Here is a 22,216-nt window from a genome sequence, read left to right as displayed (position 1 = left end):
CTCGCACCGGTACTACTAAACTCGCCGCGTACGCTTTCGAAGCCTGTCACCGTGGGGAGTTTTCGTGCGCTTGGACGAAATGATTGCGCGCATTGTCGCAGCGAAGCGGGAGCAGTGGGGATCGGGTGACGGGCCGCTCCCGCCGGCGGGACAGCGTCCCCGCCCGGCGCGGGAAGGGCGATTCGCGTCGGCGCTGACGCAGTCCGACATCGCGATCATCGCGGAGGTGAAGCCCCGATCTCCGGCGAAGGGCGACCTGTGGCCGGTCGAGAAGGCGGTACCGCTGGCCAAGACCTACGAGGCCAACGGCGCCCGGGCCATCTCGGTCCTGGCGAACGAACCGTTCTTCGGCGGCTCCCCCGATCTGGTCGCGCAGGCCGCCCGCGCGGTCGAGATCCCGGTGCTCTACAAGGATTTCGTCGTCGATCCCCGCGAGGTCGAACTGGCGCACGCGTGCGGCGCGGACGGCGTTCTCGTGGTGGTCCGATCGGTGGACGACAGCGAACTCGCCGATATCGTGGCGACCGCCCGGGGACTGGGCCTGGATCCGCTCGTCGAAGCCTTCGACGAAGCGGAGATCGAGCGCGCGGTGCGGGTCGGGGCGACCATCATCGGGATCAACAACCGCGACCTCAACACGTTCACCGTCGACGTGGACCGCGCCGCACGGCTGCGGTCGCTGATCCCCGACGGCGTGGTCAGCGTGGCCGAGAGCGGACTGCGCGATCGGTCGGACGTCGAACGGGCGGCGGGTGACGGGTTCGATTCCGCGCTCATCGGCGAAACCCTGCTGCGTAGCGAAGATCCGGGCTCCGCGCTGCGAAGCTTGACCGGGGTGCCGGCTCGCCGCCGGGTCGCTCCGGGAAAGCATGCTTGAGGTACTGCGGAACCTCGGTCTCCACGTGCAGGCGATCGCGATCGTCAGCATGTGGGTGGTCACCCTGGTCCGGGCGCCCGTCGTGGTCCGGACCCCCGCCCAGCGCGGGCTGTGGGTGGCGGTCGCGATGTCGGCCGGGGCGGTCACCATTCACCACCCGGCCGTGGTGAACGCCCTGTTCGGGCTGGTCGGGCAAACGCACTACGTGCCGCTGGCGGGCAACCTGTTCGGCATTCTCTCCGCGTTCGCGGTGATGGATTTCGTGACCACCGCCGCCGGGATCCGGCGGCGGGTGTGGCTGCTGTTCGGCGGGGCGGGCGCGGTGATCACGGCCATGGTGATCCTCGACCTCGTCGCGCCCGAGCACCTGCTGCACCGGATCCCGCTGGTCGGCTACCCGTCGCCCTCGCCGGCCTACTGGCTGGTGGCGGCGGCCACCCACATCGGCGTGAACGCGGCCTGTGTCGTCGTCTGCTGGCGGTACAGCCGGCGGGGAGACACCCTGGTCCTGCGGATCGCCCTCCGGCTTTTCGGGGTGGGCGCGGGCCTGTTCGGTGCGTACTGGCTGGGCAACGCGATCGTCCTGTTCACGCGCTTCGCGGGCATCCCGGCCGCGGCTCCCCTCATCGTCGGCTGCGCCGGCCTGCTCTACGCGACGGCCACCGCCATCCCGCTGGTGTTCGTCCTCACCGGCAGGGCGCGCGACCTGCGCTCCTTCTGGCAGCTTCGGCCGATCTGGTCGGAGCTCACCGACGCGGTGCCGCAGGTCGCGTTGACCCGCCCCAGTTCGCGGGCCCGGGCGCTGGTGCTCTCGACCCGGGCGTTGCGCCTCTCGCTGTACCGGATCGTGGTGGAAATCCGTGATGCCATCCTGGTTCTGCGCGACTACGTGGAACCGCGGCAGCTCGCCGACATCCAGCGCGCGGTCGCCGGCGACGCCGGCGAACCGGACCAGGAACCGCTGATCACCGCGCACTGGCTGCGGCTGGCCAGGGAGGCGAAGCTCAACGGCACACCGGCCCAGCCGCATCCGCTGAACGTCGCCAGCCTCGGCGGCGCCAATGTGACCACCGAGATCGAATTCCTCCGGAAGGTGGCCAAGGTCTACCGGAACGCGCCAACCGCGGGAGCCTGAACGTGTGTGGAATTACCGGTTGGATCGCGTATCGCCGCGACCTGACCACCGAGGAACAAACCGTCGACGCGATGACCGAGACCATGGCGCGGCGCGGACCGGACGCCGCGGGCACCTGGATCTCCCCGACGGCCGCCCTCGGGCACCGCCGGCTGTCGGTCATCGACCCGCCCGGGGGCGCGCAGCCGATGGAACTGCGGCTGCCGTCGGGCGCCATTGTGCTGACCTACAGCGGGGAAACGTACAACTTCACCGAACTCCGCGACGAACTGCGCCGCCGCGGCCACCGGTTCGCCACGGCCAGCGACACCGAAGTCGTCCTGCACGCGTACCTGGAATGGGGCGACGAGCTCGTCGATCACCTCAACGGCATGTACGCGTTCGCCATCTGGGACGGCCGGACCGATCGGCTGCTGCTCGTCCGCGACCGGCTCGGGGTCAAGCCGCTGTTCTACTTCCCGACCGACGACGGTGTGCTGTTCGGCTCCGAGCCGCGGGCCATCCTGGCGAACCCGCTGGCCGAACCGGTGGTCGACGCCGAACACGTGAGCCAGTTCCTGGTGCGCGACAAGACTCCCGGCAGGGCGAGCTGGGCGGGTATGCACGAGGTGCTGCCCGGGGCGCTCGTGGTCGCCGATCGGGCGGGTTGCCGGGAGCGGGTGTACTGGAAACTCGAGGCCCGTCCGCACACCGACGACTTGCCCTCGACCGTGGCCCGGGTCCGCGAACTCCTCGACGATGTCATCGAACGTCAGCTCGTCGCCGATGTGCCGCTGTGCTCCCTGCTCTCCGGCGGGCTGGATTCCAGCGCGGTCACCGGTATCGCCGCACGACGGCTCGCCGGTCGCGAGGCCCGGCTCCGCAGTTTCGCCGTCGATTTCGCCGGGCAGACGGCCAGGTTCGTCCCCAACCAGACCTGGGGCTCGCCGGACACGCCGTACGCGCACCAGGTCGCCGCGTTCGCCGGTACCGACCACAGCGACATCGTGCTGGATTATTCCGCCATGGCCGATCCCGAGGTGCGGCGCACCGTGGTCACCGCGCGCGGCGTACCGGGCGGGTTCAGCGATATGGACCTGTCTCTCTTCCTGCTGTCGCAGGCCGTGCGCGAGCAGTCGACGGTGGCCCTGTCCGGGGAGTCGGCCGACGAGCTCTTCGGCGGGTACCCCTGGTGCCACGACGGGCGGGCCGCCCAGCCGACCTTTCCCTGGATGGCTTCGCCGCCGGGCCAGGCCGCCAAACCGCCGGTGCCCCTGACCCCGGAGATGTCCGCCCTGCTCGACCTCCCGGCCTTCAACCGGACCAACTACGAGCAGGCGATGGCCCAGGCGCCCGTGCTCGAGGGCGAGAGCGCCGAGCAGCGGCGCATGCGAGAAGTGGACTACCTCAACCTGACTCGGCACCTCGGCCTGCTCCTCGACCGCAAGGACCGGATGACCATGGCGACCGGGCTGGAGGTACGGGTGCCGTTCTGCGATCACCGGCTGGTGCAGTACGTGTTCAACGCGCCCTGGGCGATGAAGGCCTTCGACGGGCGGGAGAAGAGCCTGCTGCGCGCGGCCACCGCGGACGTGCTGCCCGACGCGGTGGCCCGGCGGAAGAAGAGCCCGTTCCCCGCGACGCAGGACGTCAAGTACGTGATGGCCGTGCAGCAGCAGCTCGGTCAGCTGCTGGGCGAGGGAGACCACCGGGTGTTCGATTTCTTCGACCGCGCCTGGGCTCGTCGGGTCGCCGCCGCCGAACCGGGCGCGATCACCGGCCCGACCCGCAAGCACCTGGAGTACCTGCTGGATTTCGTCACCTGGATGGAGGTCTACCGGCCGCGGCTGCGGCTCGCCTGACAGTGCCGCTACTCGTCGAGGCCGAGCGCCGCCCGCACCGCCCTGGTCTCCCCGCGCGGCGACGAGGTGCGATCCCAGCCCGCGCGGGTCAGGATGAGGCTGGCCACCAGTTCCGCCTCCTGCTCCTGCTGCGTCGTGTAGCTGGCCCGCAGCAGGGCGTTCTGGACGTGGGCCAGGTTCGCGCCGTCGTCGAACACCGTGGGGTCGAACTGGTCCAGCAGCTCCGGCATGGCATGCTCGAAGATCATGTGCCCGAGTTCGTGCAGGATGATGTGTTCCTGATGAAATGGTGAGGTTTGCTGCTCGAAGAAGATGTGATCAGCGACGTCCGTGCCGATCCACACCCCGCACAAATTCTCCCCGCCGACCCAGTCCGCGCTGAATTGGTGCAGGTAGAGGGGGCGCCCGCGCTGCCTGGCAACACTCGCGCAAAGCTTCTTCGCCGAAAAAGGTTGCGGAAAGACAAGATCCCGCACAGCATCAGCGCAGCGCCGCCGCAGGTCCCGCTCGATCATTTCCGGAGATTCACCCCTCCGCGGCGTCTAGTTCTTCTTGTCATCATCGGAAACATCGATCTGCTCGATCCGGCGAGCCTGGTCGATCATGCTCAATATCGCCCGCTGGCTATCGGCCGACAGTCCGTCCGCGCGGAGCGCGATCATTTCCACTCCGCGATCGCGGAGGGCGGCGGCCAGGTCGGGGCGCAGCCGATCCCCGCCGTTCTCGGGCGTCGCCTCGTCCAGGAAGTACGACGGCTCCACCCCGAAGAAGGTCGCCAGCGCTTCCAGCTGGCGCACCGTCGGATTGTCCCGCCGACCGCTGGCGAGTTGATTCAAATAGGTTCCGGAAATGGAGATACCGGTCGCGTCCCGGATCTGCTGGGCCAGGACGTGCACGCCTGGCCGACCTCCGGGTCCCTGCACACCCTTGATCAGCTTGTCGAGCTTCGCAGCGAGCCCTCGGGTCAACCGGGTCGACTCTGCCGGCGTCATCACTCACCCCTCCGCCTGAGATCGCGGCATCCCCGCCAGCGGCCAGCAACTGGAGCTTCAAGCATAGGCCATCTCGGTGACCCCCGTGTTGACAATCTTTGTACACCTCAGTGTAGAGTCACAATCGAACTATTCGCTGACGTGTACGGGGTTGATCAACAGGTCCGATAATGGCCCGCTACCTCATGGATGGGCGATGTTTACAAATGGGTTTTCCCAGCGTACGGCGCACGGACACCCTGGGGGTGTGACCGAGCGACACCGCTCGAGAAGACCTGCAGTGCGGCCCACATCCCGTTGCTGGCGTCCAGATCGGCCTCGCACGGCGGCAACGGCGATGTGCCGCCGCCAGCCATCCGAACCGGCGGGCCGGGATCTCTTCGCGCAGATGGCGAGCGTGCGGACATGAGCGGAACGAGACCCGCCCCGGAGATGTCACCGCAGCGGATCGCGATGGCCACCTTCGCGGGGACCGCGATCGAGTATTACGACTTCTTCCTTTCCGCGTCCGCCGCCGCACTGGTGCTGAACAAGGTGTTCTTCCCGACCCTTTCACCGCTCGCCGGCACCTTGGCCTCGTTCGCCGCGGTGTCGGCGTCGTTCATCGCGCGCCCCCTCGGCGCGCTGGTGTTCGGCCACCTCGGCGATCGGCTGGGACGCAAGTCGGTGCTGGTCGTGGCGCTGCTCATCACCGGCCTGTCGACGGTGGCCATAGGCTTCCTGCCCAGCTACGCGACGGCGGGCATCACCGCTCCGCTGCTGCTCGTCCTGTTCCGCCTGATCCAGGGGTTCGGCGTCGGCGGCGAATGGGGTGGCGCCGCCCTGGTGGCGGTGGAGCACGCGCCGGCCGGCCGGCGCGGCTTCTACGGCACTTTCCCGCAACTGGGCCCGTGCGTCGGATTCATGGGCTCCAGCGGAGTGCTCCTGGTGCTGTCGGTGGTGATGGACGACGCGTCGTTCCGCGATTGGGGTTGGCGGGTGCCGTTCCTGGCCTCCGTGGTGCTCGTGGTGCTCGGCCTCTGGGTTCGGTTGCGGATCAACGAGACGCCCGCGTTCGTCACCCTGGTTCGCGAGAAGCGGCGCAGTTCCGCGCCCCTGCTCGAAATGGTGCGCCACCGGCCGGGCCGGCTCCTGCTCGCGGCGGGGGCCGCGGTGAGCGGTTACGTGCTTTTCACCCTGTGCACCGTGTTCGCGCTCTCGTACGGCACGGGCACCCTGCACATCCAGCGCAACACGATCTTGCCCCTGGTGATCGCCGCGTTGACCGGGATGGCCCTCGGGGTCGTGCTGGGCGGGCGGATGAGCGACCGGTACGGCCGCCGGTTCGTGCTGCTGACCGGATGCGGGGCGAGCGTGCCGGCCGCGTTCGTCGTGGTGTGGGCGATGGGCACCGGCCACCTCGGGCTGACCTGGATCGCCCTCGCCCTGGGCTTGACCGTGATGGGCTGGGTGTACGGGCCGCTGGGGGCGTTCCTGCCCGAACTGTTCGAAGCCCGCTTCCGCCTCTCGGCGGCGGCGCTCGCCTACAACATCGGCGGGATCGTCGGCGGCTCGGCCGCTCCCATCGTGGCGAGCTGGCTGGCCGACCGCTACGGGCTCACCGCGGTCGGAATCTACGTCGCCGGGGCCGCGGCACTCAGCCTGGCCTGCATATTCGCCCTGCCCGAAACACATTCCCGGCACCAGGCGAAACCGGGCTATCTGGGTTGATCGCACGACGGTCTTGCGTTCCACGAGCGGAACGCTGGTAAGGTCTGCCTCGAACCGTTAGCGAGCGAGCTGAGGCGTTGGATGGCCAGCAGTTTTTGCCATTCGTGGGTCAGCCGAATCGATCTGCGACTGATCAGCGAATGCGCGGGTACTCCGCTGTTCATTTACAGCGAAGCGCAGTTGTTGAAGAACATCGAGCGTATCAAGGAAGCGGCCACGGCCGCCGGACTCGACGACCGAGTCGAGTTGTACATCCCCTTCTTCCCCAATTCCAACCCGCATGTCCTGAGGGCGCTGCAAGACGTGGCCGCGGGGGTGCTGCTGCAACTGCCCGGCGAATACCGGATCCTCCGGCAATTCGGATTCGACAAGTTCATCGTATCCCCCGGGCACGTTTCCGATGACGAGATCGACTTCTGGACCCGGACCGGTTTGCCGACATTCCTGTCGAGCCTGGACGAAGTCCGCTACCAGCTGCGCAGCGGCGCTCCTTCGGTCAGCGTTCGAATAGACAGCCTCGGCTCGCGAAAGCCGGGAATCAAGTACGACGAGCTGGCCGCCCTGGCCGATATGCTGGCCGAACACGGGCGGGAGCTGGACTGCTTCGAGGCGTACTGCGGAAGCGAACATTCGCCCCAGGAAATGATCGGCATCATCGAGAACCTCTTCTCGATCTTCCAGACCTACTTCCCCACCGCCCGCGCCATCAACTTCGCGGGCGGATACGGATTCGTCTACGAGGAGTGGGACGAGTCGGAGAAGCACTTCGACTGGAACCGGTACTTCACGGCGCTCCGCAAGACCGCGGACCGGATGGGCGTGCCCGACCGGGTCAAGTTCCTCTTCGAACCGGCACGCGATGTGCTGGCCGACACCGGGGCGCTCCTGCTGAAGGTGAAACGCGACGTCATCACGAACCCGGTCACCAACCTGGTCGTGACCGACGGATCGCGGATGCTCATGCCGTCGGCCCAGTTCCGGAACCGGCGGCACAACGTGGTGTTCCTGGACGCGTCCATGGCGGAAATCCAGCCGGCGAACGCCTCCGGCGTCCACGCCGAACTGCGCGGACGCAGCGTCCTGCGGCACGACTACATCCTGCCCGGCCAGTACTGGGTGCCCGACGGCGTCGACTCGCGGAGTCACCTCGTGATACTCGACGTCGGGGCGTACTGCGCGACGCAGCACATGGAGTTCATGAACGTCCAGTCGGCGGCGGAGGTGCTGGTGGACGCCGCCGGATCGGCGCACCTGATCACCGCGCGCGGGGACGAGCTCGACAAGTGGCGCCACCTCCTCCCGGAGAAGCAGAAACTGGAGGGCTAGTCACCCCCGCGACCGGCGCGCCCAGCCAGATCCAGTAGCCGCGACGGGGTGGTCTTCGGCGGCTGCGCGGTGCCACCAGTGCCCGGCCCGCGCGTCCTGTTCGCTGTCCAGCAGCCGCGCGAGGCAGATCATGGAGTCGACGTGGTCGAGTTCGGCGGCGCGCTGCCACCAGGTCTCGGCGTCGCGGGTATGACCGGCGATCGCGGCTTGGCAGCCGAGGTTGTACAGGGCGCTGACGTGACCGTGCTCGGCGGCGCGCTGCCACCAGTGGTTCGCCTCCTGGTCGGCGCCGCGCTGGTGCAGCAGGTACGCGAGCTGGGCCTGGGCCAGGACGTGGTCCTGGCGCGCGGCGGCCTGGTACCAGTGTTCGGCTTCGCCTTTCTCCCCGCCGTGTTCGAGCAGGAGGGCGAGGGAGTACATCGCGTGGGTGTCGCCTTGCTCGGCGGCCTGCCGCCACCAGAACCGGGCTTCGCCGCTCGCGCCGCGCTGGTCGTGCAGGTGCGCCTGGGCCGCCATGGCCGCCGGATGTCCGGCCATGGCGGCCTGATGACACCAGTCCGCGGCCTCGGCGTCGCGGCCGTCGCCCTCGAGCAGCCGGGAGAGGGCGAACATGGCGTCGGCGTCGCCGTCGGCGGCCTCCGCGCGCCAGCGGGTTTCGTCGTCATCGGGTTCGGGCGGGCGGCTGAGGAACTCGTCCCACAGGCTGGGGGCGGGCGGCTCGACCGTGGTCTGCCCGCGGCGCCAGGGCAGGATGCGCAGTCGCCGGGCCATGGCGCGCTACAGGCCGATGGTCGGTGGTGTGGCCTGGAGATCGGAATCCCCGAAGACAGCATCGGGATCCGGTTCGACGAGGAACGACGGGCGGCGGTGCTCCCGGTCCAGGCCCGCCTGCCATCGCCAGCGCAACGCCATCAGCCAGGACGAGACGCAGACCACGACTCCCGCGATCACCGCCAGGATCAGTTCGGTGGGGACCCGCAGCAGCCACAGCCCCGCGGTGGCGCCGGTGAGCAGCAGCACCACCGCGGTGAGGATCAGCAGCGCCCGAACGCTGACCGTCATCGGCCCCTTCACCGCGGGCGGAAACGACATCGCCGCCTGGGAATAGTCGATCGGTGGTGGCGCTGGCGTGGGCGCGGGTGCGGTCGTGCCCCAGGGTGCCGCGCCGACGCCGGAGTGAAGAGGCTGGAAGGCCGGTTCCCCGGGCGGCAGTCCGGCCTCGGGCGGCGGCATCGGCGAGCGCGGGCGTGGTGCCGGTCGCGGTTTCTCGAAGACGGTGTCACGCGGAGCGCCGTTCTTGATCCGGCTCGCGCCGCGCCGCCACCGGTCGGCTTCTTCGGTCGTGACGTTGCACGCCTCGAGAAAGAGGACGAGATCGTCCGGGCTGGGCAGTTGATCGGCGTGCACCAGCTGGTGCGCCCGCGATTTGGAGATCTTCTTCCCGGTCAGCCCCTGCACGGTCATGAAGGAGATTCCGACCCACTGGCGCAGCTCGTCCAGCAGCCCGCAGAACTCCTTGGCCGTCTCCGCCTCCTCCGCCCGGAACGACGCCGGGGACTGTTCGCCCTGCGCGCGCGTGGGCTTGTTCTCCACCAAACGCAATTTGGCCCTCGGCGGTCCGGCCGGCGGGTTCGTCTGCGGGACCGTCATCGCGCACCGCCCCACTCGCCGAGCACCGGCAGACGCCGTCCGACCGTGGCGGGCTTGACCGTCCCGCTCCACGCGGCGAGCACCGCGACGGCGGTGGCCGTGGCCACGCAGGTCTGCGGGTCGTAGCCGCGCTGCAGCATCACCAGGACGAACACCAGCAGCACGGACAGCTGCGCCACCGCGCGCACCTGTTCCCCAGCCGTCTGCGAGCAGGGAACCGCCCGCGGCTTCCACAGCATCGTCATCGCGTTCATCGCACACTCCACTCCCCCGCGGCAGGCACGAAGGTCTCCAGGTTGGGTCCGGACAGCACCGACCACGTCGTGCCGAACCGGGCACCACACCGGGCGTTTGGCGCCGCCAGGCGGGGGTAACGAACCCGGGACCGACAGTGACGAAATCGACCCCTCCATCATGGCCCGGCGCCGCGCCCAGCGCACTGACCTGCCGCGCGCGGCCGGCGTCCAGGACGGGTCTGGGACGCGCACGCTTCGGAGATTCGCAGTGATCTGCGTCACAAGCACCGCCTGGGATGTGTTTCTCGACGTGCCCAAACCTGCCGTCGGCGCCCGCGAGGAGCGGTTCGACGCGTCCAGGACGGAATTCCGGGCGTCCAGGACGTCCCACCCGCCTGGCCGCGGGACGACCGGGAGCCTTAGCGTGGAAGGCGGACGCTCTCCTCGGTGAGAACGTTCCCCATCCATCGTCGCCTTCCGGTTGGGTCCGGACGTGTGCTCGGATGGCTAGCGGGTACCTGTTGGCGCGGGTGCCCGCTTTCCATTTCAGCTGCACCTGCGGCCCCAGATCAGCGCTTCCCCGACTGTGCGTAGTTCACTTTCGCCGAGGTGCCGCTGTGCACTTTCCACACTGACGGGCACGGGACCGGTATCTACGGTTGCAGGCCAACCACTCCTTCCGCACGGCTCGCACAGCTAAGGAGGTCGGCATGGCCTCGTCCGTCGGTGTCGACGACTACGCGTTGACCAGGGTGCCGATGCGCGCCCGCTACTCCTGGTGGTCGGTCGCGATCCAGCGATTCGGCCAGGTGTCCGCGTTGAGCCAGTTCCTGCTCGGCGCCACGCTCGGCTTCGGCATGGGCTTCTGGCAGGCGCTCGGAGCGCTCACCCTCGGCGCGGTGGTGCTGGAGATCGTCGCGATCTTCGTCGGGGTGATCGGCGTCCGCGAGGGGCTGTCCACCTCGATGCTGGCCCGCTGGACCGGTTTCGGCCGCGGCGGTTCGGCGCTGATCGGGCTGGCCATCGGGATCAGCCTGGTCGGCTGGTTCGGCATCCAGTCCGCGGTATCCGCGCGGGGCCTGTCCGCGCTGGTCGGCGGGCTCCCGGAATGGACCTGGGCGTTGCTGTTCGGGCTGGTCGTCACCGCGATCGTGCTCCGCGGCTTCCATTCGATGGCCTGGACCGCCTACCTGACCGTCCCCGCGTTCCTGATCCTGGTCGGGTGGTCGATCGTCACCGAACTCTCCCGGCACGATCTCGGCGCGCTGGTGTCCTCGGCGCCCCCGGGTCCGCAACTGACCCTGTTGGAGGGCACCACGCTGGTCGCGGGCGGATTCATCGTGGGCGCGGTGATCACCCCGGACATGACCCGGTTCAACCGCTCGGTCGGTGACGTCGTCAAGCAGACCCTGCTCGGCATCACCCTCGGCGAGTACGTGATCGGCCTGGCCGGGGTGCTGCTCGCCCACGCGGTGCGGTCGGCGGACATCACCACGATCGTCACCTCGTCGGTCGGCTGGGTCGGCATCCTGGTGGTCGTCGCCGGCACGCTCAAGATCAACGACTGGAACCTCTACTCCTCCGGGCTGGGCCTGGTGAACTTCGTCGGCACGGTGTTCGGCAAGCGCCTCCACCGCGGGGTGGCGACCGCGCTGCTCGGGATCGTCGGCAGCGTGCTCGCCGCGGCGGGCATCCTCGGCAAGTTCACCGAGTTCCTGACCACGCTCGGCGTGGCCTTCCCGCCGATCGCCGGGATCATGGTCGCCGAGTACTTCGTGGTGCGCCGCTGGCGCGGGCAACTGGACACCGCCCGGGCCGCCGGTGCGGTGCCGGAGGACGCCCCGAACTGGGTTCCGGCGACCCTGGTGATCTGGGTGGCCGCCGCGCTGGTCGGCGAGTTCGTCGAGGTCGGGCTGGCGAGCATCAACTCGCTCGTGGTCGCGTTCGTGCTCTACGTGGTCGCCGGGAAGCTCGGCCTGGTCCGCGGGACCGGGGCCAGCCGCACCGCCGACGCCCTGCCCGCAAAGGCATAAAACCGTTCGAGAACAAGGAGAAACAGCGAAGTGCGTATCGGAATCGACGTCGGCGGCACGAACACCGACGCCGTCCTGCTGGACGGGGAGCGGGTGCTCGCCGCGATCAAGACGAGCACCACCGCCGACGTCACCTCCGGGATCGTGGCCGCCGTGGACGGCCTGCAGGCCCAGCACGCGTTCGACCCGGCCGGGGTGCGGGCGGTGATGATCGGCACCACGCATTTCATCAACGCGCTGGTCGAGGCGCGCCGCCTGGCCCCGACCGCGGCGATCCGGCTCAGCCTGCCCGCGGGCGCGTCGCTGCCGCCGATGGTGGACTGGCCGCCGCGCCTGGTGGACGCGATCGCCGGACGCGGCTACCTGTGCCACGGCGGGCACGAGTTCGACGGCCGCCACATCGCCGAACTCGACGAGTCCGAACTGCGCAAGGCCGCCGCGGAAATGGGCGAGGCCGGGGTCCGCAGCGTCGCGATCACCTCGGTGTTCTCCCCGGTGAACGCGGAGTTCGAGGCCCGCGCGGCGGAGATCGTCGCCGCCGAACTGCCCGGTGCGGCGATCTCGCTGTCCCACGAGATCGGCCGGATCGGGCTGCTGGAACGGGAGAACGCGACGATCATCAACGCCGCGCTGCGCGAGCTGGCGGCCGGCATCGTGGACGGGCTCGCCGCCTCGGTGCGCGGCGCGGGCATCACCGCGCCGCTGTACCTGAGCCAGAACGACGGCACGCTGATGGACGTCGACTTCGCCCGGCGCTACCCGGTCGCCACCTTCGCCTCCGGGCCGACCAACTCGATGCGCGGCGCGGCCGTGCTGTCCGGGCTGAGCACCTGCGCGGTGGTCGACGTGGGCGGCACCACCAGCGACATCGGCGTGCTGAACCAGGGTTTCCCGCGCGAGGCGACCACGGACGTCAGCGTGGCCGGGATCCGCACCAACTTCCGGATGCCCGATGTCCTCTCGCTGGGCATCGGCGGCGGCAGCCTGGTGCGCGGGGACGCGGCCGCGGTCACCGTCGGGCCCGATTCGGTCGGCTACGAACTGACCTCGAAGGCGCTGGTGTTCGGCGGGGACACGCTCACCGCCACCGATATCGCGGTGGCCGCCGGGCGCGCGGAGATCGGCGACCCCGGCCGGGTCGCCCACCTGGACAAGGATCTGGTGCGTGCCGCCCTGGACCGGATCGCCGCCGACGCGGCGGACGCGGTCGACCGGATGCGGACCTCGGCCGAACCGCTGCCGGTGGTGGCCGTCGGCGGTGGTTCGGTCCTGCTGCCGGACGAACTGGCCGGGGTCGGCGAGGTGCACCGCCCCGAGCACTACGCGGTGGCGAACGCGATCGGCGCGGCCATCGCGCAGATCGGCGGCGAGGTGGACCGGGTGTACGCGATCGAGCCGGGGCAACGGAATTCGGTGATCGCCGAGGCCAAGCAGGAGGCGGTGGACCGCGCGGTCGCGGCCGGGGCCAGTCCCTCCACAGTGGACATCGTGGACTTCGACGAGGTGCCGATCCCCTACCTGCCGGGCAACGCGACCCGGATCCGGGCCAAGGCCGTCGGCGAACTGCAGCTGGGGAGCTGAACCATGCGCGAGATCACGGTAGACGATCTGGACGACCTCGCCCGCGGCGCGGCGATCCTGGGCACCGGCGGTGGCGGCGACCCGTACATCGGCCGCCTGCTGGCGGGCGCCGCGGTGCGCGAGCACGGCCCGGTCCGCCTGGTGACACTGGACGAACTGGATCCGGAAGCCGCGGTGCTGCCGGTGGCCATGATGGGCGCGCCGACGGTGATGGTGGAGAAGCTGCCGTGCGCCGACCAGGTCGCCCGGGCCGCCGAAATGCTGTCCGCCTACCTCGGCCTGGAGCCGACGCACATCGCGTGCGACGAGGCGGGCGGGGTGAACTCGCTCATCCCGGTGGTCGCCGCGGCCCAGCTGGGGCTGCCGCTGGTGGACGCGGACGGCATGGGCCGCGCGTTCCCGGAGATCCAGATGGTGCTGCCCACGCTCTACGGCGTGCGGGCCACCCCGATGGCGATCGCCGACGAGAAGGGCAACCGCTGCGTGCTGGACACCGTGGACAACCGCTGGGCGGAACGGCTGGCCCGCAGCGCCACCATCGACATGGGCTGCTCGGCGATGATCAGCTCGTACGCGATGACCGGGCGGCAGGCCCGCGAGTCGCTGGTGCCCGGCACGCTGAGCCTGTGCGCGGAACTCGGCGCGCTGGTCCGCTCCGCCCGGGCCGCGAACACCGATCCGGTCGGCGCGGTGGTGTCCCGGTTGGACGGTCGCCTGCTGTTCACCGGCAAGGTGGTCGACGTCCAGCGGCGCACGGTCACCGGGTTCGCCCGCGGCGACGCCCGGCTGTCCGGAATGGATGGTGACCCCGGGGAACTGGTGCTGCGCTTCCAGAACGAGCACCTGATCGCCGAACGGGACGGCGCCGTGGTGGCTTCGGTGCCGGATCTGATCTGCACCCTGGACGCCGAGACCGGCGACGCGGTGACCACCGAATCGCTGCGGTTCGGCCAGCGGCTCGCGGTGATCGCCGCACCCGCCGATCCGCGCTGGCATTCCCCGGCGGGCCTGGAACTGGCCGGGCCGCGCTACTTCGGCTACGACCTCGACCCGGTGGGGGTGGCGCGGTGAGCTGGTTGCTGACCGAGGACCACCTCACCGATCTGGCCCGCGGGGCCGCGGTGCTCGGCACCGGGGGCGGTGGCGACCCGTATGTGGGGCGGCTGCTGGTCCGGCAGGCGATCCGGGAGTTCGGCCCGGTCACCGTGCTCGATCCGTCCGAAGTGGACGATGACGCGCTGGTCGTGCCCACCGCGCAGATGGGCGCGCCGACGGTCGTCTTCGAGAAGCTGCCCCGGGGCACCGAACCGGTGGCGGCCCTGCGCGCCTTGGAGGACCGGCTCGGCCGCGCGGCCGCGGCGACCATGCCGATCGAATGCGGCGGGATCAACTCGATGATCCCCCTGCTGGTCGGCGCGCGGACCGGGCTGCCGGTGGTGGACGCGGACGGGATGGGCCGCGCGTTCCCCGAACTGCAGATGGAGACGTTCGGGGTGTACGGCGTGCCGGGTTCGCCGATGGCCGTCGCGGGCGAACGCGGGGAGACCGCGGTGATCGACGCCGGGGCGGACAACCGGCGGATGGAATGGCTGGCCCGCGGCGTGACCATCCGGCTCGGCGGGGTCGCGCACATCGCCGAGTACCCGATGAGCGGCGCGGACGTGCGGCGCACGGCGATTCCGCGCACGCTCACCCTGGCGCTCACCGTGGGCCGGGCGATCCGCGAAGCCCGGGAGGGCAACCTCGATCCGGTCGCGCACCTGGCCGAGGTGCTGACCGACACACTCTACGGCCACCTGCGGGTGCTGTTCCGCGGCAAGGTCTCGGACGTCGAACGGCGGACCGAGGCGGGGTTCGCGCGGGGCCGCGCGGCCGCGGTGTCCTTCGACGGGGAGCACAAGCTGGAGCTGGTGTTCCAGAACGAGAACCTGGTCGCCCTGGTGGACGGCGAGGTGCGGTGCGTGGTCCCGGATCTGGTGTGCCTGCTCGATTCCGAACGCGCCGAGCCGATTACCACCGAGGGCCTGCGGTACGGGCAGCGGGTGACCGCGATCGGCATCTCCACCCCGGACCTGATGCGCACGCCGGAAGCACTGGCCGTGTTCGGCCCCGGCGCGTTCGGACTCCCCTACCCGTTCCAGCCGGTCGAAACGCTGACCGGCGACGCGAAAGGACAGGAATGAACACCCTGCGAGATCGGACCGTGGTGGTGATCGGCGGCGGCTCCGGGATCGGCCTCGAAGTGGCCCGTCGCGCCGTGGCGGCGGGCGCCGAGGTCGTACTGGGCGGCCGCACCGAGGCGAAACTGGCCGAAGCCGCCGCATCTCTCGACGGCGCCGCCCTCGACGGGGCCGTCCGGTGGCGGACGGTGGACACCGCCGACCAGGCCACCCTCGCCGAGTTCTTCGCCGCGCTGGACCGGGTCGACCACCTCTTCACCCCGGCCGCGTCCTACCGCGTGGGCCCGATGCGCGAACTCAGCGACGCCGACGCCGCGAGCCCGTTCGACTCGAAGTTCTGGGGCCAGTACCACGCGGTCAAACACGCCGCGCCAAAACTCGCGCGGGACGGTTCGGTGGTGCTGATGGCCGGTGCGGCGAGCGTGCGCCCGCCCGCGGCCGCGCCCGCCTACGTGGCGTGCAACGCGGCGATCGAGGGCCTGGGCCGGGGGCTCGCGGTCGAACTCGCCCCGGTTCGGGTGAACGTGGTCTCCCCCGGCACGATCGACGGCAACCTCTGGGCGCAGCGCCCGGCCGAAGTGCGCGAAGCCAGCTTCGACCAGTACCGCCGTGACACCCTCCTGCACCGCCTCGGCCGCGAGTCCGAAGCGGCCGAAGCCGTGCTCTACCTGTTCGGCAACGGCTTCACCACCGGGTCGACCCTCTACCCGGACGGCGGCTACGCCCTCCGGTGACATGAGGGGACCCCTCCTCACGAGATGTGTCCGGAGGGGTCCCCTCATGACAGGGTGCTCCTATGCGAATCGAGCTCGAGGATCTGGGGGCGCTGGAGCGCGGGGTGACGCTGCTCGGGTCCGGCGGGGGCGGGGACACCACGGCCGCAGCCGCCCTGTTGCGCGCGAGGTTGCGGGCCGGACGGCGGCCCGAGGTGCTCCCGATCGGCGAGGTCGCGCCGGAGACGCGGGTCGTGGCGGTCGGGATCATCGGCGCGACCGCGGTCCTCGCCGAGAAACCGCCCGGCGGGGACGAGTTCCGCGCCGCGGTGGCCGCGATCCAGCGGTGGACCGGTGAAAACGCCCAGGCGCTGATGTCGATCGAGATCGGCGGGCTGAACGGGATCATGCCGCTGGTCGCGGCGGACGACCTCGGACTGTCCTGTGTGGATGCCGATCTTTCCGGCCGCGCCCTGCCCCGGCTCGACCAGCTGTCCACCGCCGCCGTGGGCCGCGGGATCGCCCCGGCCGCCCTGGCCGGGCCGGGCGGGCAGATCCTCCTGCTCGACCGCGGCTCCCCCGCCGACGTGGAACGCGCGGCGCGCGGGTTCCTGCCCGGGATGGGTGGCTGGGCGGTGTTCGCGCTGGCCCCGGTCCGGGCCGCCGACCTGCCCGCCTGCGCGGTCCCGGGCACGTTCACCGGCGCCCTCGACCTCGGCCGCCGAGCCCTGTCCGCGGACCACGACGCGCTCGCGCACGTCACCGGCGGCCGCGTGCTGGCGCTGGGCCGGGTGGTCGAGGTGGCCCGCCGCCCGGGTCCGGGGCGGCACGGGCGCGCGGGTTTCGGCCGCGGCAGCGTGAGCGTGGTCGACCACGCGACGGACGCGGTGCTCCGGCTGGAGATGGAGAACGAGTACCTGCTCGCGCTGCGCGACGGCGCGGTGGTGGCGTCCACCCCGGACGTGCTCGCCGTGGTCGACCGCCGGAGCCGGGCGCCGATCCCGTGCGACCTCGTCCGGTACGGCATCGAGGTCGCAGTCCTGCAACTGCCCGCCGCGGAGTTCTGGACCGATCCCCGGCGGCTTCCGGTGCTGGAGCCCCGGGCGTACGGCATCGACTGCGATCCCGCCCTCCTGGGGGTGCGGGTATGACCGTGCGCAGGTTGCTGGCGCTGCCGGAATGGAGCGGCACGGTCCGGGTGCTCGCCGGGCGGGCGGGCCTGGACCGTCCGGTGCGGCTGGTCAGCCCGGCCCAGGACCCCGGCTACGACCACGACATCGCGGCCGGTGAACTCGTCGTGCTGATCCGCCCGCCCGCACCCGGTGACTGGCGGGTGGACGCCCTGCTGCGCCGGGTCGCCGACTCCGGCGGCGCCGGTGCGCTGCTCCCGGCGCAGGCGGGTGCGCCGCTGGAATCCACCCGCCTGCTGTGCGAACGGCTCGCGGTGCCGCTGCTGTCGGCGGAAGCGGAGCCGCTCGAGCTGCTGATCGCCGCGCGGTTGTTCCTGGCGGCCCCGGATCTCGACCGCGCCGCGCTGCTCCTGGACACCCAGCGCGCCCTCGGCGAGCGTCCCCGGCCGCCGGAGGATGTGGTCGGCGTGCTCGGCACGCTGCTGCACGCCCCGGTCGCCCTGCTCGACGACCGCGGCGAACCGCTGGCGGGCGAGATCACGCGTCCGGTGCCGGTCCGGGTGGACGAACCGGTGCCGCAACGGACCGAAGTGGACGGTGGCGTGCTGCTGGCGCATCCGGCGCTGCTGCCCGGCACCGCCCGCCCGGCCGTCTGGCTGGCCGCGGAGCTGCGCGGGAACGCCGCCGCGCGGGCCGAGATCGTGCCCCCGGCGCTCGCGCTGGCGGCGGGCGCGGTGCAGCGCTGGCTGCTCGCCCACCGCCTCGAAGCGGAGCGGGACGCGCGGTCCCGGGCGGCGTTGCTGGGCGATCTGCTCCGGTTGGACGGCGAACCCGGCGCCGATCTGCGGCGACGGGCCACCGACGCGGGCTGGCGGCTCGGCGGCTGGCACGTCGGCATCCGGATCGGTGCGCGGTCCGGAGTGGACACCATCGCGCGGGAGCAGGAGGTGGCCCACGCGTTGCGCGCGGCGGGCATCGAGGCGGTCGTCGTCGAGCACGGCGACGGCTGGACGGCGTGGACCACGTTCGACCACGAACCGACCGCGGGGCAGGTGCGCACCCTCGGCTCGCGGCTACGGGCAGCGCACCGGGACCTGCGCCGGACCGTGCCCGCGCACATGGGCGTGGGGCGGCCGCATCCGCGTCCGGACGGGCTGGCCGGGACCGTCGCCGAGGCGACCGACGCCGCCCGGCTGGCCGCGACCCGCCCGGAAACCGGGCACTTCCTGCACGTGGACCAGCTCGGCATGGCCCAGCTGCTGCTGGAATGGACCCGCACGGACACGTTCGAACCGGCCGCCCGCGCGCTGGTCGCCCCGCTGCACGGCCAGCCCGGCGAGCTGATCCGGACGCTCGCGGCCTATCTGGACGCCGAATCGTCCATCGCGGAGACCGCCGCGGTCCTCGGCGTGCACCGCAACACCGTGACCGCCCGCATCGACCGGATCGAACGGCTGCTCGGCGTCGACCTGAACCACCGGGACGAACGGCTCGCCCTGCACCTGGCCTGCCGCACGGTGACCCTGCACGACGGCTGATCGGCGGATTGATTAGGTAACCCTACGGATGAATACCGGCGTTGTTCGGCCGTATCCGCTCCCCGATCGTGAATACATGTTCACGACAACTCGAATGCGGCGGGCCGGTTTCGCGCTCGTCGGCGCGGCCGTGGTCACGCTGTTCAGCGGTGGCCTGTCCCTCGCCGCGCCCCCACCGGAACGTCCGGTAGTGCCCGCCGGGAAACCCATCCCGGGCAGCTACATCGTCGTGCTCAACGAGCGCGGCACGGCGGTCCAGGATTCTTCGGCCGCGCTGAGCAGGACCTACGGCGGAACCGTGCACTCGACCTACACCAGGACGATCCGCGGTTTCTCGGTCCGGAACCTCGCCGAACGGCAGGCGCGGCGGCTCGCCGCGGATCCCGCGGTGCGCACGGTCTACCAGGACGGCACGACGACCGCGGCCGAAACCTGGGGCCTGGACCGGATCGATCAGCGCGATCGCCCGCTGGACGGCAAGTACGCCTACCCCAACACCGGTTCCGCGGTCACCGCGTACGTCATCGACTCGGGCATCAAACCCGACAACCCGGAGTTCGAGGGCCGGGCGAGTGTCGGCGAGGACTTCGTCGGCAGCCAGGGCATCGACTGCTTCGGCCACGGCACGCATGTCTCCGGCACGATCGGCAGCAAGACCTACGGCGTGGCGAAGCAGGCCAAACTGGTCGCCCTGAAGGCACTGGGCGGGGACTGCTCCGGCACCGGTCCGGATTCGGCGGCCGTCGACGCGATGGAATGGGTGACCGCCAACGGGGTCAAACCGGCCGTGGTCAACATGAGCCTGAAGATGGACAACGTCGGCGTCGGCGACGAGGCGCTGCGGAAATCGGCCGCCGCCGGGTTCGTCTACGCCGTCGCCGCGGGCAACGAGAGCCAGGACGCGTGCAACGTCTCCCCCGCGCGCGTGCCGGAGGCGATCACGGTCGGCGCCACCGCGGGCAGCCGGCCGTCCTCGAACGACAGCCGGGCGGGCTTCTCCAACTACGGGAAATGCGTCGACCTCTTCGCGCCCGGTGACCAGATCGTCTCGCTCGGCCTGAGCAACGGCAGCACGTCCACCATGTCGGGCACCTCGATGGCGGCCCCGCACGTGGCGGGCGCCGCCGCCCTGTACCTGACCGCGAACCCGTCGGCCACCCCGCAGCAGGCGCGCGACGCGCTGGTGGCGGGCGCGACCGACGGCAAGATCGGCAATGTCGGCTCCGGCTCGCCGAACAAGCTGCTCTACACCGGGTTCATCAGCAGCAACCCCGATCCGGGGAGTTGCGCCGCGGGCGCCGCGACCTTCGTGCTGACGGTCACGAAGTCCTGATTCCCCCAGATGGGGGCGGGTGCGGCGCCCCGCCCCCATCTCCGGGACAACTCCGGGTTGTCACCGATGCGAGGGGCCCCGGCCACCGGCATCGTGGAGGACATGACGACCAAGTTGACGAGATCGCGACGCAACCGGGTGATCGGCGGGGTGTGCGGCGGACTCGCCGAACGCTTCGGCTGGAAGCCGCGTACCGTGCGGATCCTGTTCGTGCTGTCCTGCCTGCTGCCGGGCCCGCAGTTCCTGCTCTACCTGCTCCTGTGGATCTTCATCCCCAAGGGCTACTAGACCGTCCGGAGGTCCGGCCAGAACGCGGACCAGGGCTCCGAGAGCAGGTCGCACAGCGAGATCGCGGTGCCCTGTTCGTCGTTGTCCAGGCCGTAGCCGTTGTCGTGCACGGCCACCACCCGGCAGCCGGTGAGGGCGCGGAGGGGCCCGAACCGGCCGACCAGCACCACCGGACCGGTCATGCGGTCCGGTGGTGGTCCCCAGTCCGCATAGGACATGTGCCCGGAATACGGTTGCGGCAGGCCGTGTTCCGGGCCGTACCGTTCGATCGCGCCCGCCTGCCCGTAGTTCCGGGTGAGGATCACCGCCGTGCCGCGCCGTTCCGGCGGGATCCGCTGCCACACCCCCGCGACCGCCGCGGTGAATTCCGGCCAGCCGACCTGCTCGCCGGGTTCTTTGTTCATCGCCAGCACGGGCCCGTTCAGCGCGGCGGGCGGGAGCACGGGAAGCCCGACCACCACGCCGATCGCGGCCGCCACGGCGATCGCGGCACCGGCGACCGCGCGCCGGATCGCGCGGCGACCACCGCTGAGCCAGCGCAGCGCCGGTTCGACCCCGGCGGCCATGAGCAGGATCAGCAGCGGCACCGAGTAGTACGGTTTTCCGCCGAGCACCAGCAGCTCCACGCACAGCACCGGATAGCTCACCGCCAGCGCGCGGGCCCAGCGCAGGCGCGGATCCCGCCACAGCCGCACGATTCCGGCGATCCACACCGGCACCAGCACCGGTGACGCGTAGACGAGCTGCATCGGCACGAACAGGAGCCGGTTCTCCACCCCGTCGTCCCCGCTGATCTCGGCGGCGACCCGCAGCATCGGGAAGTCGTGCGCGACCTGCCACACCACGGTCGGCGACACCAGGAGCACCGCGATCCCGGCACCGGCGGCGAGCCAGCCGCTCCGGAACACCGACCGTGGCCCGGCCAGGAGAACCGCCACGCCGAGCGCGGAAACCAGGAGCAGCACCAGCCATTTGTTCACCAGCCCCACCCCGACCGCCGCGCCGATCGGCACCCACCACCGCCCGTCCCCGGTGCGCAGCAGCCGCAACGCCAGCAACCCGGTCACCGTCCACATCAACACGTCGACGGTGACCGTGGACAGCATGTGGGACACCACGAGCACCAGGGACGACAACGCTGCCGCCGCCCCGGCCACCGCCTGCACGGTCCGCCCGCCGCCGAACTCCCGGGCGACCAGCGCGACCACCACCGCGGTCGCCGCCCCGCCCAGGGTCGCGGCGACCCGGAGCCCGCTCGGGCTGTTCCCGAAGATCTCGGTGGCCGCCCGGGCGAGCAGCGGGGTGATCGGTGGATTGTCCACGTATCCCCAAGCCGGACGGTGACCCGAGGCCAGGAAGTACAACTCGTCGCGATGAAACCCGTACCGGCCGGAGAACGCCGTGAGCACCGCGACCTGGATGGCGACGACCACCCCCACCGGCCCGACCGCGAACCGCGGCAACGGGATCCGTGGAACTCCCACTTCCCCGGCGGCAACCCCCATGTCGGTCCCCCATTTCCACACCGGCTGGTCCGGCGGATCCTACCGCCGGGCGGGCCCGGAAACGGTCACGATCCGGCCACCCGGCCCCGGCACCGACCGGGGCCGATCGTCACCCGCACGAGCGAGTACACAGTGGACTCGGTTGTTG

General features: G+C 71.0%; 20 protein-coding genes. 14 read left to right on the top strand and 6 right to left on the bottom strand.

Features of this window, described 5'->3' with window-relative positions:
• Nucleotides 1-79 precede the first annotated feature (79 nt).
• Genes FXO23_RS37245 through asnB form a run of 3 tightly spaced genes read left to right on the top strand, consistent with a single transcriptional unit; the run spans nt 80 to nt 3,853 of the window.
• Nucleotides 80-877, top strand: coding sequence for an indole-3-glycerol phosphate synthase TrpC (locus tag FXO23_RS37245; protein WP_158891144.1), 798 nt, complete (start codon nt 80-82; stop codon nt 875-877).
• Nucleotides 870-2,012, top strand: coding sequence for an MAB_1171c family putative transporter (locus FXO23_RS37240; protein WP_158891142.1), 1,143 nt, complete (start codon nt 870-872; stop codon nt 2,010-2,012). The genes FXO23_RS37245 and FXO23_RS37240 overlap by 8 nt, the downstream gene beginning before the upstream one ends.
• A 2-nt stretch (nt 2,013-2,014) precedes the next feature.
• Complete coding sequence (gene asnB / locus FXO23_RS37235) at nt 2,015-3,853, top strand: asparagine synthase (glutamine-hydrolyzing) (protein WP_158891140.1); 1,839 nt, start codon at nt 2,015-2,017, stop codon at nt 3,851-3,853.
• Between the two features lie 8 nt (nt 3,854-3,861).
• Here asnB and FXO23_RS37230 read toward each other — a convergent pair whose 3' ends face one another.
• The gene (locus tag FXO23_RS37230) at nt 3,862-4,368 is read right to left on the bottom strand and encodes a hypothetical protein (protein ID WP_158891138.1); all 507 of its coding nucleotides are present in this window, start codon (nt 4,366-4,368) and stop codon (nt 3,862-3,864) included.
• Between the two features lie 27 nt (nt 4,369-4,395).
• Entirely contained in the window at nt 4,396-4,845 is a 450-nt protein-coding gene (locus tag FXO23_RS37225) for a helix-turn-helix domain-containing protein (protein WP_158891136.1), read from the bottom strand.
• A 405-nt stretch (nt 4,846-5,250) separates the two neighbouring features.
• Here FXO23_RS37225 and FXO23_RS37220 point away from each other — a divergent pair, with 405 nt between their 5' ends.
• Both FXO23_RS37220 and FXO23_RS37215 read left to right on the top strand, forming a co-directional pair.
• Nucleotides 5,251-6,555: an MFS transporter gene (locus FXO23_RS37220; RefSeq protein WP_179956980.1), complete on the top strand. Its 1,305-nt coding sequence runs from the start codon at nt 5,251-5,253 to the stop codon at nt 6,553-6,555.
• An 81-nt stretch (nt 6,556-6,636) separates the two neighbouring features.
• Nucleotides 6,637-7,881 (top strand): diaminopimelate decarboxylase, encoded by a 1,245-nt coding sequence (locus FXO23_RS37215; protein ID WP_158891134.1) that lies wholly within the window; start codon nt 6,637-6,639, stop codon nt 7,879-7,881.
• Here FXO23_RS37215 and FXO23_RS37210 read toward each other — a convergent pair whose 3' ends face one another.
• From FXO23_RS37210 to FXO23_RS37200, 3 genes are read right to left on the bottom strand one after another with little or no spacing between them, the layout of a single operon-like run.
• The gene (locus FXO23_RS37210; RefSeq protein ID WP_158891132.1) at nt 7,882-8,652 is read right to left on the bottom strand and encodes a tetratricopeptide repeat protein; all 771 of its coding nucleotides are present in this window, start codon (nt 8,650-8,652) and stop codon (nt 7,882-7,884) included. It lies immediately after the preceding gene.
• Between the two features lie 6 nt (nt 8,653-8,658).
• The gene (locus FXO23_RS37205; RefSeq protein WP_158891130.1) at nt 8,659-9,474 is read right to left on the bottom strand and encodes a hypothetical protein; all 816 of its coding nucleotides are present in this window, start codon (nt 9,472-9,474) and stop codon (nt 8,659-8,661) included.
• 53 nt (nt 9,475-9,527) lie between these two features.
• On the bottom strand, nt 9,528-9,785 hold the full coding sequence (locus tag FXO23_RS37200) for a hypothetical protein (protein ID WP_158891128.1): 258 nt from the start codon (nt 9,783-9,785) through the stop codon (nt 9,528-9,530).
• Between the two features lie 692 nt (nt 9,786-10,477).
• Between FXO23_RS37200 and FXO23_RS37195 the strand changes: the two genes are divergently transcribed.
• The 9 genes from FXO23_RS37195 (at nt 10,478) to FXO23_RS37155 (ending at nt 20,563) form a co-directional block, all read left to right on the top strand.
• A complete protein-coding gene (locus tag FXO23_RS37195; protein WP_158891126.1) occupies nt 10,478-11,800 on the top strand; it encodes a purine-cytosine permease family protein in 1,323 nt (440 codons plus the stop codon).
• Between the two features lie 30 nt (nt 11,801-11,830).
• Complete coding sequence (locus FXO23_RS37190) at nt 11,831-13,381, top strand: hydantoinase/oxoprolinase N-terminal domain-containing protein (RefSeq protein ID WP_158891124.1); 1,551 nt, start codon at nt 11,831-11,833, stop codon at nt 13,379-13,381.
• A gap of 3 nt (nt 13,382-13,384) precedes the next feature.
• Nucleotides 13,385-14,452 (top strand): S-methyl thiohydantoin desulfurase family protein, encoded by a 1,068-nt coding sequence (locus FXO23_RS37185; protein ID WP_158891122.1) that lies wholly within the window; start codon nt 13,385-13,387, stop codon nt 14,450-14,452.
• Nucleotides 14,449-15,564, top strand: a complete 1,116-nt coding sequence (locus tag FXO23_RS37180; protein WP_158891120.1) for an S-methyl thiohydantoin desulfurase family protein — start codon at nt 14,449-14,451, stop codon at nt 15,562-15,564. Before FXO23_RS37185 ends, FXO23_RS37180 begins: the two co-directional genes overlap by 4 nt.
• Nucleotides 15,561-16,295 (top strand): SDR family oxidoreductase, encoded by a 735-nt coding sequence (locus FXO23_RS37175; RefSeq protein WP_158891118.1) that lies wholly within the window; start codon nt 15,561-15,563, stop codon nt 16,293-16,295. Before FXO23_RS37180 ends, FXO23_RS37175 begins: the two co-directional genes overlap by 4 nt.
• Nucleotides 16,296-16,357: 62 nt before the next feature.
• Nucleotides 16,358-17,425 (top strand): S-methyl thiohydantoin desulfurase family protein, encoded by a 1,068-nt coding sequence (locus FXO23_RS37170; RefSeq protein ID WP_158891116.1) that lies wholly within the window; start codon nt 16,358-16,360, stop codon nt 17,423-17,425.
• Nucleotides 17,422-18,942 carry a helix-turn-helix domain-containing protein gene (locus FXO23_RS37165; RefSeq protein ID WP_158891114.1) on the top strand — a complete coding sequence of 507 codons (1,521 nt, stop codon included), beginning with the start codon at nt 17,422-17,424 and terminating at the stop codon, nt 18,940-18,942. Before FXO23_RS37170 ends, FXO23_RS37165 begins: the two co-directional genes overlap by 4 nt.
• 76 nt (nt 18,943-19,018) lie before the next feature.
• The gene (locus FXO23_RS37160; RefSeq protein WP_246258249.1) at nt 19,019-20,275 is read left to right on the top strand and encodes a S8 family peptidase; all 1,257 of its coding nucleotides are present in this window, start codon (nt 19,019-19,021) and stop codon (nt 20,273-20,275) included.
• Nucleotides 20,276-20,377: 102 nt separating this feature from the next.
• Nucleotides 20,378-20,563, top strand: coding sequence for a PspC domain-containing protein (locus tag FXO23_RS37155; protein ID WP_179956979.1), 186 nt, complete (start codon nt 20,378-20,380; stop codon nt 20,561-20,563).
• Here the strand turns inward: FXO23_RS37155 and FXO23_RS37150 are convergent.
• Nucleotides 20,560-22,047 (bottom strand): glycosyltransferase family 39 protein, encoded by a 1,488-nt coding sequence (locus FXO23_RS37150; protein ID WP_246258248.1) that lies wholly within the window; start codon nt 22,045-22,047, stop codon nt 20,560-20,562. The two genes, FXO23_RS37155 and FXO23_RS37150, sit on opposite strands and share 4 nt — an antisense overlap.
• Nucleotides 22,048-22,216 lie beyond the last annotated feature (169 nt).

This window comes from Amycolatopsis anabasis, assembly GCF_009765355.1.
Classification (GTDB): Bacteria; Actinomycetota; Actinomycetes; order Mycobacteriales; family Pseudonocardiaceae; genus Amycolatopsis; species Amycolatopsis anabasis.
The sequence above is the reverse complement of the archived record's forward strand: the minus strand, read 5'-3'. Positions and strand labels throughout refer to the sequence as shown.